Source organism: Sphingobium sp. IP1 (genome assembly GCF_002708645.1).
In the GTDB taxonomy this organism is placed as follows: domain Bacteria; phylum Pseudomonadota; class Alphaproteobacteria; order Sphingomonadales; family Sphingomonadaceae; genus Sphingobium; species Sphingobium yanoikuyae.
On the sequence record NZ_NOIW01000049.1, the window covers coordinates 1 to 13179 of the forward strand.

A 13179-nucleotide genomic window follows, 5' to 3' on the forward strand; every position below is an offset into this window, starting at 1 on the left:
CCCGTGCCCAGCCTGTTGCTGAGCGAGGCGGCGCTGGCCTTGATGCGCGATCTGTTCGCCCGGCCGGACCTGTTCGCGGATGCCCCGCGCCTGCGCCGCCGGCTGGTCGCCTGGGGCGGCGCGCCGGTGCTGGTGCCGCATGATGCCGTGCTGGCTTCGGAGGCGATGGTGCAGGCCGCGCTGGCCGTGCCCGACGAAGCGTCGATGGCCACGCCCGATTTCACCATCCATGCCGCGCCGCCGCTGCCGATCGGCGAACTGCATGCCTTTGGCGAGCGCCATGCCGTCGCCGCCCGCGTGCGGCTGCGCGATCCGGCCTGCCGCGAAGAAGGGCGGGTCGAGGCGGTCGAGAGCGGCTGGCTGTTCCTGGTGCCGGCGGACGGGGAAGAGGGCTGGCTGCTGGGCGTTGGTGGCGAAATCGACGCGCTGCTGGCACAGAGCCGGTTGATCGCGCCGGTGGTCGATCCGATCGGCGGATCGTCGCGCCCCTTTCTGGTCGCGCCGCGTCTGCATCTGCCGCTGGTCGGCGACGACTGGCTGGCCTGTGGCACGGCGGCGATCGGCTTCGATCCGATCTGTGGCGACGGCACGGCCCAGTCGGTGCGGGAGGCGATCTTGGCGAGCGCGGTGCTGACGGGCATCGCGGAAGGCGGCGACCGGGCCGCGCTGCTCGGTCATTATCAGGCGATGCTGATCGCGGCGATGCGGCGGCATCTGCTGCTCTGCGCCCAATTTTATGCCGATGGCGGCCGGGGTGACTGGTGGCGCACCCAACATGAGGCGCTGATGCAGGGGCATCACTGGTGTACCGGGCTGCTGGCGACACTGCCCGAGCCGCAATTTGCGCTGCATGGCCTGCGGCTGGTGCCACGGGGGATGGCGGCATGAGCGCGCCTGTCGCTGAATGGCGCAGCTATCGCCGGCTGCTCCCCTATATCCGGCCCTATCGGCGCGGGCTGCTGCTGGTGCTGGCGATCAGTGTGCTGTCGACCGCGCTGGGGCTGGCGCAGCCCTATCTGTCCAAGCTGATGATCGATCAGGCGCTGCTGCGGCGGGACATGGGGGCGCTGTGGCGGATTGCCGGCATCATGATTACGGTCACGGTGCTGGGTTTCGGCGTCAACATCCTTGCGAGCTATCGCTATGTCCGGCTGTCGGCGGCGATGCTCTATGACATGCGCGCCGCGCTGCTGCGCCATCTCCAGACGCTCTCGCCGCGCTTCTATGCCAGTTTCCGGCTGGGCGACCTCGTCTCGCGCATGAACAGCGATGTGAGCGATGTGCAGCGGATCGCGTCCGACACCCTGCTGTCGGTGGTCAGCAACCTGCTCTTCTTCGTCGGCTGCGTCGCGATGATGCTCTGGCTCGACTGGCGGCTGTTCCTGGTCGGCATACTGCTGGTGCCAGCCAGCCTGGTGGCCTTCACTTATTATCAGCGCCGGCTGACCGCGCTGACCCGCGACATGCGCGAGCGGGGCGCGGATCTCGGCAGCCTGCTGGTCGATACGGTGATGGGCATGCGCGTCGTCACCGCATTGCGCGCCGGCGAGCATGAGGTTGGGCGCTTCAAGGCGAAGAATGACGCCTTTGTCGGCGCGATGCTGCGGATGCAGGTCGCCTCCTACATGACCGGGGCGCTGCCCGGCACGCTGATGACCGGAGCGACCTCCGCCGTGATCCTTTATGGCGGCTGGCGGATCATCGAGGGCGACATGAGCATCGGCACGCTCGTCGCCTTCATGACCTATCATATGCGGCTGCTGTCGCCGATCCAGACGCTGATGGGGCTGACGTCGGGACTGGCGTCGGCGCGGGTGTCGCTGGGCCGCATTTTCGACCTGTTCGATACAAGGCCCGATGTCGAGGAGCGCGCCGATGCCCCGCCGATCGGCCGGGTGCGCGGCGAGGTGCGCTTCGAGCAGGTGGCGATGCGCTATGATCGCGATCCGGTGCTGCGCGACATGGACCTGTCCATCCCCGCCGGGAGCATCTGCGCCATCCTGGGGCCGAGCGGCGTCGGCAAGTCGACCATGGCCGACCTGATGGTGCGCCATGCCGATCCCACCGGGGGACGCATCCTGCTCGACGGCCATGACCTGCGCGACCTGCGGCTCGACGATCTGCGGCGCGAGGTGATGCTGGTCGACCAGTCGCCCTGGCTGTTCAATGACAGTATCGCCGCCAATATCGGCTTTGCCCTGCCGGATGTGCGCATTGAGGATATCGAGGCGGCGGCCCATGCCGCCGGGCTGGACGCGTTCCTGGCGCGACTGCCCGAGGGGCTGGGCACCCGCACCGGCGAGCGGGGGCTGGCGCTGTCGGCGGGCGAGCGGCAGCGCATCGTCATCGCCCGCGCGCTGCTGCGCCGGCCATCGGTGCTGATCCTGGACGAGCCGACATCGGCGTTGGATGGCGAGACCGAGGCGCTGGTGGCGGAGCGGCTGCGCGGGACGCTGCCCGATGCGACGATCATCCTCATCACCCACAAGCCGGCTCTGGCGCGGATCGCCGACCGGATCGTGACGGTCACCGACGGGCAGGCGCATATGGTGCAGCAGTCCGAGCTGGTTCATGCCTGATCCGCTGCGCATCGCCGTCATAGACAGCGGCGTCCATCCCGATCATCCCCATGTCGATGCCGCCCGGCTGCTGCCCGGCTATGCGATCGCCAAGGATGGGCGTGACAACGAAGCTGACACAGGCGACCGGCTTGGCCATGGGACCGCCGTCATCGCCGCGATCCAGGATCAGGCGCCCGATGCGCTCTGCCTGCCGATCCGGGTCTTCCATGACGCACTCAGCACCACCGCGCGGGCGCTGGTCGCGGCGATCGACCGGGCGGTGGCGGCGCGGGTGGACCTCATCAACCTCAGCCTCGGCACCGTCAATCCGGCCCATGGCGGGGCGTTCGCAGCCGCCGCCGAACGGGCGCTGGCGGCCGGCATCCTGATCGTCGCAGCGCGCGATAATGAGGGCACGCCCTGCTATCCCGGCAGTCTGGATATGGTGCTGGGTGTCGGCCTCGACTGGGATTGTCCGCGCGACGATTTTCGGCTGCGGGCGGGGCTGGCTTTCGCCTCGGGCCATCCCCGGCCGATCCCCGGCGTGCCCCAGCGTCGCAACCTCCATGGTGTCAGTTTCGCTGTCGCCAACATGACCGGCCTGATCGCGCGGCAGGGGCGGGCGGGTCTGGCCCGGTGGATGCCGGCCGGCGCCCGCGCAGAGGTCGGTTGATCAGGCGCCCGGTTCGCTGAGCGCAATATCCATGTCGGCAAAGGCCAGGCGTAGCAGTTCGGCCATGGCGTTGCGCGCGGCGGCCGTATCGCGCGCGGCGATGGCGCGATGCACCGCCTGATGATCGGGCAGGGGGTCGCGCGGCAACAGCTTCTTGCGATGCTTGAAGGTGGTGGTCCAGCTGACCGCCGCGCCGACCGAGCTGGCCAGCGCCTCCAGCGCGTCATTATGGGTCGCGGCCAGGATGGCATTGTGGAAACGCTGGTCGGCGGCGCGTCCCTCCGGCGTGGACAGGCCATAGCGTTCCATCTCGGCCAGCGCCGCGTCCATGATCGCCAATTGATCGTCGGTGCGGCGGCGCGCGGCAAATTCGGCCGCCGCCGGCTCGATCACGCCGCGCAGCTCGAACAGGTCGCGGATGAAGGCGCGGTCGGGTTCGCCGGCGAACATCCAGGCGAGCATTTCGGGGTCGAGCACGTTCCAGCGCGCGCGCGGCAGGACGCGGGTGCCGGCCTTCGGGCGGCTTTCCAGCATGCCCTTGGCAATCAGGATGCGGATCGCCTCGCGATAGGCGGTGCGCGATACGCCAAGCCGTTCCGACGCCTCGATCTCGCCCTCGAACAGGTCGCCGGGCTTGTGCCTGCCGGTCAGGATGGCGGTGCCCATGTCGCGGGCGATCGCCTGGTGAATGCGGAGCGAGCCTTCGTCCGACGCGAACTTGCGTTCCGGTCCGTCCTTGCGCTCGCTCCCCATTCTACCTCCGTTGAATTTAGTCCTCAAAATCAGCCGTAGGGCAATGCCGGCCACAAAGGAAGGCATCGGCCACCAGGCGCAGCGGCGCGGTGTCGGCGTCGATCGCCTTGTCCGCCACCAGCCCGACGAAGCGCCGGTACATCGTCGGATATTCCTCGTCCGGCGCCTTCAACTGGACTTCGCCGTCCAGGGTCAGCGTGTTGCCGCCTTCGGACAGGAGCAGCTTGCCATTGCTGGTTTCGACCGCGATGTCCCAGGTCTGGGGACCGGTCTGGCGCCAGTCGAACACGGTGTCGATCTTTGCGCCCGAAGCGGTCGCCATTGCCAGCGTCGCGCCGATCGGCGCCTGCTTGTTCGACGGCACTTCCAGTTCGGCCGACAGCAGGGTGATCGGTTCGGCGACGATTTCGGTCAGGATCGACAGGGCGTTGATGCCCGGATCGAACACGCCGAAACCGCCCGCTTCCCAGATCCAGGGCTGGCCCGGATGCCAGTGACGGACATCCTCGCGCCACTGGATCGAGATGCGCTCGATCGTGCGCGACGCCATCCAGTCCTTGGCCTGGGCGACGGCGGCGGCATAGCGGCTGTGCCAGCTGGCATAGAGGGTGACGCCATTGGCCTTGGCCAGCGCGATCAGCGCATCCACTTCCGACACGGTCGCACCCGGCGGCTTTTCCAGGAAGACATGCTTGCCAGCCAGGATCGCCTGACGGGCCGCCTGATAGCGGACCTGCGGCGGCTGGCACAGGATGACGGCATCCATGTCGGGCTCGCCCGCCAGCATTGCGCCGAGATCGGGATAATTATTCACCCCTTCGCCCTGGGCGTTGCGGCTGGCGACGGCGACCAGATCGATGCCGTCGATCTTGGCGATCGCGGGCAGATGCTGGTCGCGGGCGATCTTGCCCAGGCCTACGAGGCCGGCCTTGATGCTCATAGCGCCTTTACCTTGGTCTTGCCCTCGTCCGTTGCACGCGTGAGTCCATTGCGGACCGGCAGGGTGAAGGGCTTGGCCTCGACCTCGAACACATCGCCTTCCTGGGTGGCGAAGCCATCGGAGAAGGACAGGGTGGCGGTGCCGAAGAAATGGACATGAATGTCGCCGGGGCGGCGGAACAGACCATATTTGAAATGATGATGTTCCAGGTTCGCGATCGTGTGCGACATGTTGGTCTCACCCGACAGGAACGGCTTTTCCCACACCGTCTCGCCATTGCGGACGATGCGGCTGGTGCCACGCAGATCCTGCGGCAGGTCGCCCAGCAGCAGTTCCGGGCCGAGCGAGGCCTGGCGCAGCTTGGAGTGAGCGAGCCACAGATAATTGCCGCGTTCGGTGATGTGATCGGAAAATTCATTGCCGATCGCAAAGCCCAGACGCACCGGCGTGCCGTCGGCGTCGATCAGGTAGATGCCGGCAACTTCGGGTTCCTCGCCACCATCCTCGGCAAAGGCCGGCATGGTGAAGTCCTGGCCCGGATCGACCAGGATCTGGCCGTCGCCCTTGTAGAACCATTCGGGCTGCGCACCGATGCCGTCATCGGCGGGCTTGCCGCCCTCGACGCCCATCAGGAACATGCGCATGGAGTCGGTGAGGTCGCCCGAGGTGGCGGCCTTGTGCATCTTGTCGCGCCCTTCGGCCGAACCAAGATGGGTCAGCCCGGTGCCGGCGACCAGCAGATGCGCCGCATCCTCATGGTCGATCGGCGAGAGCAGGGTGACGGTGGACAGGTCCACCGCGTCGCCCAGCTTGCTTTCCGCAAAGGCGGCCAGGCCCTGACCCGCCGCGATCGCGTCCAGCGCCAGCTGGCGGGTGGAGCTTGCGCCCATCACCCGCTTCGCCGCGCCGGTCTGGTCGAGGGCGGCGACGCCGCGCGTGCCACCCTCGTTGAACTGAACCAGCGAAATGACGGTCACTGCGCCAGCTCCAGCTTGCCTTCCATGCGGCGGTTGAGCTTCCAGGGGTTGGCCGCCTGCAGCGCCGGCGGCAGCACGGCGTCGACGACGTCCTGATAGCAGACCGGACGCAGGAAGCGCATCATCGCCAGCGTGCCGACCGAGGTGGTGCGGCCGTCCGAGGTCGACGGGAAGGGACCGCCATGGACCATGGCATGGGTCACTTCGACGCCGGTCGGCCAGCCATTGGCGAGCACGCGGCCGACCTTGCGCGACAGCGTCGGCAGCAGCTTGGCGGCATTGTCATTGTCGCTTTCGTCCATCTGCAGCGTGGCGGTCAGCTGACCTTCCATCTGGGCGATGGTGGCGATCACTTCCTCGATCGTGGCGCACTTCACCAGGATCGACGAGGAACCGAACACTTCATGCGACAGCGCCGGGTTGGTGCGGAACTGTTCGCCGCTGGTGGCGAACAGGGCCGACTGGGCCAGGTTCACGCCTTCGGCCTCGGCGCCGCGCGCCACGGTGGTGACGCCTTCCGCGCCGGCCAGTGCCTCGACGCCCTTTTCATAGGCGGCGTGGATGCCCGGCGTCAGCATGACATGGGGCTGGTTGGCCGACAGGGCGGTCGCCGCCGAAGCGACGAAACGGTCGAGATCGGGGCTGTCGAGCGCGATCACCATGCCGGGGTTGGTGCAGAACTGGCCGGCGAAGAGGCTCAGCGAACCGACGAAGGCGGTGCCCAGCGCTTCGGCGCGGGCCGCGAGCGCGCCCGGCAACAGCACGACCGGGTTGATCGACGACATTTCCGAATAGACCGGGATCGGCTCTTCGCGGTTGGCGGCGATCTTCATCAGCGCAATGCCGCCGCCGCGCGAACCGGTGAAGCCGACCGCCTTGATGCGCGGATCGGCGACCAGCGCGCCGCCCAGGTCGTTGGTGGTGCCGGGCAGGTAGGAGAAGACGCCTTCATGCAGGCCGCTGGCCTTGACCGCGGCGGCGATGGCGCGGGCGACCAGTTCGCCGGTGCCGGGGTGGGCCGGGTGGCCCTTCACGACGACCGGGCAGCCGGCGGCGAAGGCCGATGCGGTGTCACCGCCCGCGACCGAGAAGGCGAGCGGGAAGTTGGACGCGCCGAACACGGCGACCGGGCCGACGGCATGGTTGACGCGGCGCAGGTCGCTGCGGGGCAGCGGGGTGCGTTCCGGCAGCGCCTTGTCGATGGTGACGTCGAGCCAGTCGCCCTGGCGGACATAGGAAGCGAACAGGCGCAGCTGGCCGACGGTGCGGCCACGCTCGCCCTCCAGGCGGCCACGCGGCAGGCCGGTTTCGCTCATGGCGGTGGTGATCAGCAGGTCGCCGATTTCCATGATCTGGTCGGCCACGGCTTCCAGGAAGGCCGCGCGGGTTTCGGGAGACAGGGTCGAGAAGCCCTCGAACGCGCTGTCGGCCAGCGCGCAGGCGTCGGCGACATCGGCGGTCGAGGCGTTGTGGAAGGCGACGTCGCCCTTGGCGCCGGTCGACGGATCGACCGCGAAGAAGGGCTCACCACCGGTGCGCTCGGCAGCACCGACCAGAATGGCTCCGTTGAACATGGATATCTCCCGAAATGTCGTGGAAAGGGGGTAATATTTGCCGGAACGGCGCGCCCATCAGATGGGGACGAGGGGACGCAATTTCGAGCATCGCTGCACGGAAATTACGTCCTGTTGCCTCCTTTGAATGACGCGCCGTTTACCGGATCAATGCCAAATCAGTGGTTGTCGCGCGGCAGGCCCATGGTCTGGGCGATGCGCTGATATTTCTCCGCGCCTTCCAGGATCGCGCCGGTGTTCATCTGACCGACGACCGAACGCTGGATTTCCTGCCAGGGGGTCTGCGAGGCGGGATATTTGTAACCACCTTCGGCGACCAGCTTGGCGCGGCGGGCTTCCAGTTCCTCGTCGGAAATCAGCACGTTCACCACGCCGGCCTTCAGGTCCATGCGGACGCGGTCGCCGGTTTCCAGCAGCGCCAGGCCACCCATCGCCGCCGCTTCGGGCGAGGCGTTGAGGATCGACGGGCTGCCCGAGGTGCCCGACTGACGGCCATCGCCGATGCAGGGCAGGGCCGACACGCCTTCGGTGATCAGATAGGCCGGCGGACGCATGTTCACGACCTCGGCCGCACCCGGATAGCCGATCGGGCCGGCGCCACGCATGAACAGCAGCGTGTCGGCGGTGATGCCGACCGACGGATCGTCGATGCGGTGGTGATAATCTTCCGGACCGTCGAACACGACCGCCGGGCCTTCAAAGGCTTCGGGATCGTCGGGGTTCGACAGGTAGCGCATGCGGAATTCTTCGCTGATGACGCTGGTCTTCATGACCGCTTCGTCGAACAGGTTGCCGGTCAGCACCAGGAAGCCGGCTTCCTGCTTGAGCGGCTGGCCGAAGGGACGGATGACCTTCTCATCCTCGATCTCCACGCCCTTGCAATTCTCGCCCATGGTCTTGCCATTGACGGTCATCGCGCCTTCCTTGATCAGGCCCTGGTCGATCAGCTGGCTGATGACGGCGGGCAGGCCGCCGGCGCGGTAATAATCCTCGCCCAGATATTCGCCGGCCGGCTGCATGTTGACCAGCAGCGGCACCTTGTGACCGACGGTCTCCCAATCCTTGAGCGGCAGGTCGACGCCCATGTGGCGGGCGATGGCGGCCAGGTGGATCGGCGCGTTGGTCGAACCGCCGATCGCCGAGTTGGCGACGATGGCGTTGTGGAAGGCGTCGAGCGTCATGATGTCGGAGGGCTTCAGATCCTCATGCACCATTTCGACGATGCGCTTGCCGGTGCGATAGGCGGCTTCCTGACGGTCGCGATAGGGGGCGGGGATCGCGGCGCTGCCCGGCAGCATCATGCCCAGCGCTTCGGCGAGGGCGTTCATGGTGCTGGCGGTGCCCATGGTGTTGCAGAAGCCGGTCGACGGCGCCGACGATGCGACCAGCTTGATGAAGCCTTCATCGTCGATCTTGCCGGCGGCCAGCAGCTGGCGGCCATGCCACACGATCGTGCCCGAACCGGTGCGCTCGCCCTTGTGCCAGCCATTGAGCATCGGGCCGACCGACAGGGCGATCGCCGGGATGTTGACGGTGGCGGCGGCCATCAGCAGCGCCGGGGTGGTCTTGTCGCAGCCGCTGGTCAGGATCACGCCGTCGAGCGGATAGCCATACATGGCTTCGACCAGACCCAGATAGGCGAGGTTGCGGTCAAGGCCGGCGGTCGGGCGCTTGCCGGTTTCCTGGATCGGGTGGACCGGGAATTCGAGCGCGATGCCGCCCATTTCGCGAATGCCTTCGCGCATACGCTCGGCCAGCACGAGGTGATGGCGGTTGCAGGGCGACAGGTCGCTGCCGGTCTGGGCGATGCCGATGATCGGCTTGCCGCTGCGCAGTTCCTCAAGGCTGAGGCCGAAGTTCAGGTAGCGCTCCAGATAGAGCGAGGTCATGTCGATATTGTCTGGGTTGTCGAACCAGGCGCGGCTACGCAGCTTGGGAGTAGGCTTGGACGAATCGCTCATGTGGGCATCCTGACACTTTGAAAAGGCTTGGCACGTTGACGCGCTTGCCTCTCCGATATACTCAGACAAATAACTTTTCAAGGATACAAAGAGAGGGAAAGTGCGGTTGAACGCGAAAAATCGGGCAGATCATCGATGAGCGACTATGCAGTGATCGGCGACTGGGGGACCAGCAATCTGCGGCTGTTCCGGGTGGAAGCGGGGCGGATCGTGGCGCGCCGCGACGGGCCGGGCATCGGTGTGGTCGGCCGCGAGGCGGAAGCCGCCTTTGCCGAGACGATCGCGCCCTGGCTGGAAGATGGCCTGCCGACATCGATCCGCCTGTGCGGCATGGTCGGCGCGCGCGACGGCTGGGTCGAGGCGCCCTATGCCGATTGCCCGGCCGACGCCGATAGCTGGGCAGAGGTTGCCGTGCGCTTTGACTGGCGCGGCGCGCCGCTGGCGATCATGGCGGGCCTCGCCTGCACCGACGCCGACGGCATTGCCGACGTGATGCGCGGCGAGGAGGCGCAGATTTTCGGCGCGATGGCGCTCGATCCCCGGCTCGCCACCGGCCGTCACCTGATCGTGCTGCCCGGCACCCACAGCAAATGGACGCTGGTGGAGGATGGCCGGGTGATCCGCTTCCGCACCGTGCCGACAGGCGAACTGTTCGCGCTGTTGCGGGACCGTTCGACGCTCAGCCCCAATATCGCCGCCGCCGACGCCGATCCGGCAGAGGAAGCGGCCGGTTTCGCCGAAGGGCTGGAGCGGGCCGGCGCGGGGCGGTTGCTTGCCTCGCTGTTCGCGGCGCGGGCGATGCGGCTGCGCGCCGGGCGTTCGGCCGACTGGGCGCTGGGCTATCTGTCGGGCCTCGTCATCGGCTGCGAGATTGCCGAGGCGCGCGCCGCGCTGGCGGGCGACACCGGCGTCGTCTTGATTGGTGACGCGCGGCTTTCGGATCGCTATGCCCGTGCCCTCGATGCGCAGGGCATCGCTTCGCAATCGCTGGACGGCGACGCCTGTGCGCGGGCTGGCCTTGGCTTTCTGGAGAACTGACCCATGATCCTCGACGACCTGCTGGCCGACGGCGCGCCGCCGATCGCCGCCATTCTGCGTGGCGTGAAGCCCGAAGAGGCGCTCGATATCGCCGCCGCCCTGGTGGAAGCCGGCATCCGCGTGATCGAGGTGCCGTTCAATTCGCCCGATCCGCTGGTCAGCATCGCCGCGATGCAGCAGGCCTTTGGCGACCGCGCGCTGATCGGCGGCGGCACGGTGTTGACGATCCAGGCGGTTGAAGCGCTGGCAGGTGCGGGCGGCCGCATCATGGTGACGCCCAATACCGTCCCCGACGTCATCGCACGCGGCGCCGAACTCGGCCTTGAACTGCTGCCCGGCTTCATGACGCCGAGCGAGGCGTTCCGAGCGGTCGAGGCTGGCGCGCGTCGGGTGAAGCTGTTCCCCGCGGCCCAGCTCGGCCCGGCCTATGTGAAGGCGGTCAAGGATGTGCTGCCCAAGCATGTCGGCGTCTGGGCCGTGGGCGGCACCGGCGCGGACACGATCGGCGACTGGCTCGCCGGTGGCTGCGAAGGGATCGGCGTGGGTGGCGCGCTCTATCGTCCGGGCGACGATGCGCTGACCGTGCGCGAACGCGCGGTCGACCTGGTCGCCGCCTGGCAGCGCGTGAAGGCCTGACCTTTTACTGGACCGGGCTTTCCACCCGGTCCAGCATATCACGGATCTTCTCGCCCAGCGCCCTGTAGGTGAAGGGCTTGGTCAGCAGTTCGACCCCCGGATCGAGCCGGCCATGATGGATGATCGCGTTGCGGGCATAGCCGGTGGTGAACAGCACGCGCAGTCCCGGCTGCTTCGCCTTGGCGGCGCGAGCAATGTCCGCCCCGGTCATGCCACCGGGCAGCACCACATCGGTGAACAGCAGGTCGATCGGCTCGGCAGCGGCATCCAGCGCCGCGAGGGCAGTCGGGCCATCGCCCGCCTCGATCACGCGATAGCCCAGGTCGCGCAGCACCTCGACCGAATAGGCGCGGACATTCTCGTCATCCTCGCACACCAGGATCACCTCCTGCCCGGCCTGCGGACAGGGTGGGGGCGGGGCCTGTACGATCTCCTCGGTCACCGGCAGCAGGCCATGATAGCGCGGCAGGTAGATTTTCACCGTCGTGCCATGGCCGGCCTCCGAATAGACCCGGACATGGCCGCCCGACTGCTTGACGAAGCCGTAGACCATCGACAGGCCAAGGCCGGTGCCGCGTCCGACATCCTTGGTGGTGAAGAAGGGTTCGATCGCGTGGGACAGCGTGTCGGCATCCATGCCCATGCCGGTGTCCGACACGCAGATCAGCACATATTGGCCAGGCGTGATTTCCTGCTCGGTCGCGGCATAATGGCTGTCGAGATGGGTGTTGGCGACCTCGATCGTCAGCTTGCCGCCCTGCGGCATCGCGTCGCGCGCATTGACCGCGAGGTTGAGCAACGCATTTTCCATCTGGTTGACGTCGATCTCGACCGGCCAGACCCGCGGGCTCTGCACCGTTTCCACCTCGATCATCTCGCCCAGCGTCCGGTGCAGCAGGTCCGACATGCCCGCGATCAGCCGGTTGGGATCGACCCGGTCGGGGGCCAGGGGCTGGCGACGGGAGAAAGCGAGCAGCCGCTGGGTCAGTATCGCCGCCCGTTCGGCCCCGGCCATGGCATTGTCGGCGGCGCGGCGCAGGCGCGGCTGGTCGTCGGGCAGGGCGCGTTGCAGCAGGTCCAGATTGCCGGTGACGATCTGCAGCAGATTGTTGAAGTCATGCGCGACGCCGCCGGTGAGCTGGCCCAGCGTCTCCATCTTCTGCGCCTGGCGCAGCGCGGCTTCGGTTTCAGCCAGGGTCTGGGCGTCGGCGCGATGCCGGGTCACGTCGCGGGCGACGCAATAGATGAGGTCGCCCTCGGGCACGGCCGTCCAGCTAAAGATGCGATAGTCGCCCCGCTTGGTGCGGAACCGGTTTTCGAACCGCATGGTCGGATGACCATCGGCCAGATCCTGCACCTCGCCGCGCGTCCGCTTCACATCGTCGGGATGCTCCATCCATTCCGATGTGCGGCCGATCAGTTCCTCCTGCGACCAGCCCAATATGTCGGTCCATGCGGGGCTGGCGGACAGCCAGATGCCATTGCTGTCGGCGATCAGGAAGGGGTCGCGCGCCAGCGCCCAGAGGCGGTTGCGGTCGGCCCGCGCCTCGCGCTCGGCCAGCACGCGGACGGTGGTTTCGCTGACGATGCACAGCACGCCGCCGATCGACCCATCCAGTTCGAACACCGGCGAATAGGAAATGTCGAAGAAGACCTCCTCGCCCCGGCCGCCATCGCGCTCGATATAGAAAGGACGGTCCTTGGCATGGAAGGTTTCGCCCGTGTCCCGCACCGATTGCAGCAGCGGGCCAAGATCATCCCACAGCTCCGCCCAGCCTTCGCGGGCCGGGCGGCCAAGCACGCGCGGATGCTTGTCGCCGATCGTGGGGGCATAGGCTTCATTATAGAGGGCGCAATAATCCGGCCCCCAGAACAGCACGATTTCCGCGCGCGACGACAGCATCAGCCGCACCGTCGAGACGAGCGATGGCGACCAGTCCGAGGCGGCCCCCAGAGGCGAGGACGCGTCGATCGTCGCGGTCAGGGCGCCCATCGGCCCCTGTTCGGCGATCATGTCGGCAATGTCCCTCTGCTGGCTCATCATAACCCTGTCGTTGCAATGCGTT

11 protein-coding genes are annotated in these 13179 nt (G+C 67.5%); 5 read left to right on the forward strand and 6 right to left on the reverse strand.

From position 1 onward, the window contains the following. From CG471_RS16815 to CG471_RS16825, 3 genes are all read left to right on the forward strand, one after another. On the forward strand, positions 1 to 888 hold an 888-nt coding region (locus CG471_RS16815), incomplete at its 5' end, for a hypothetical protein (RefSeq protein ID WP_099232583.1). Then, complete coding sequence (locus CG471_RS16820; protein WP_099232584.1) at positions 885 to 2579, forward strand: ABC transporter ATP-binding protein; 1695 nt, start codon at positions 885 to 887, stop codon at positions 2577 to 2579. The genes CG471_RS16815 and CG471_RS16820, both read left to right, overlap by 4 nt. Next, a complete protein-coding gene (locus CG471_RS16825) occupies positions 2572 to 3234 on the forward strand; it encodes a S8 family serine peptidase (protein WP_099232585.1) in 663 nt (220 codons plus the stop codon). Before CG471_RS16820 ends, CG471_RS16825 begins: the two co-directional genes overlap by 8 nt. Here the strand turns inward: CG471_RS16825 and CG471_RS16830 are convergent, their stop codons facing one another. The 5 genes from CG471_RS16830 to CG471_RS16850 all read right to left on the reverse strand — a co-directional run bounded on the left by CG471_RS16830 (position 3235) and on the right by CG471_RS16850 (position 9439). Then, the gene (locus CG471_RS16830) at positions 3235 to 3987 is read right to left on the reverse strand and encodes a FadR/GntR family transcriptional regulator (RefSeq protein ID WP_004210963.1); all 753 of its coding nucleotides are present in this window, start codon (positions 3985 to 3987) and stop codon (positions 3235 to 3237) included. It abuts the gene before it with no gap. 16 nt (positions 3988 to 4003) lie between these two features. After that, the gene (locus CG471_RS16835; protein ID WP_099232586.1) at positions 4004 to 4927 is read right to left on the reverse strand and encodes a Gfo/Idh/MocA family protein; all 924 of its coding nucleotides are present in this window, start codon (positions 4925 to 4927) and stop codon (positions 4004 to 4006) included. Next, positions 4924 to 5904 carry an AraD1 family protein gene (gene araD1, locus CG471_RS16840; RefSeq protein ID WP_099232587.1) on the reverse strand — a complete coding sequence of 327 codons (981 nt, stop codon included), beginning with the start codon at positions 5902 to 5904 and terminating at the stop codon, positions 4924 to 4926. Before araD1 ends, CG471_RS16835 begins: the two co-directional genes overlap by 4 nt. Continuing rightward, complete coding sequence (locus CG471_RS16845) at positions 5901 to 7478, reverse strand: aldehyde dehydrogenase (NADP(+)) (protein WP_097382389.1); 1578 nt, start codon at positions 7476 to 7478, stop codon at positions 5901 to 5903. Before CG471_RS16845 ends, araD1 begins: the two co-directional genes overlap by 4 nt. Before the next feature lie 158 nt (positions 7479 to 7636). Next, positions 7637 to 9439 (reverse strand): IlvD/Edd family dehydratase, encoded by a 1803-nt coding sequence (locus CG471_RS16850; protein WP_037509823.1) that lies wholly within the window; start codon positions 9437 to 9439, stop codon positions 7637 to 7639. 135 nt (positions 9440 to 9574) lie between these two features. Here CG471_RS16850 and CG471_RS16855 point away from each other — a divergent pair, with 135 nt between their 5' ends. Next, a complete protein-coding gene (locus CG471_RS16855) occupies positions 9575 to 10477 on the forward strand; it encodes a 2-dehydro-3-deoxygalactonokinase (RefSeq protein ID WP_004210968.1) in 903 nt (300 codons plus the stop codon). 3 nt (positions 10478 to 10480) lie between these two features. Then, positions 10481 to 11113: a 2-dehydro-3-deoxy-6-phosphogalactonate aldolase gene (locus CG471_RS16860; protein WP_099232588.1), complete on the forward strand. Its 633-nt coding sequence runs from the start codon at positions 10481 to 10483 to the stop codon at positions 11111 to 11113. Positions 11114 to 11117: 4 nt separating this feature from the next. Here the strand turns inward: CG471_RS16860 and CG471_RS16865 are convergent, their stop codons facing one another. Continuing rightward, positions 11118 to 13157: a PAS domain-containing sensor histidine kinase gene (locus CG471_RS16865; protein ID WP_099232589.1), complete on the reverse strand. Its 2040-nt coding sequence runs from the start codon at positions 13155 to 13157 to the stop codon at positions 11118 to 11120. Positions 13158 to 13179 lie beyond the last annotated feature (22 nt).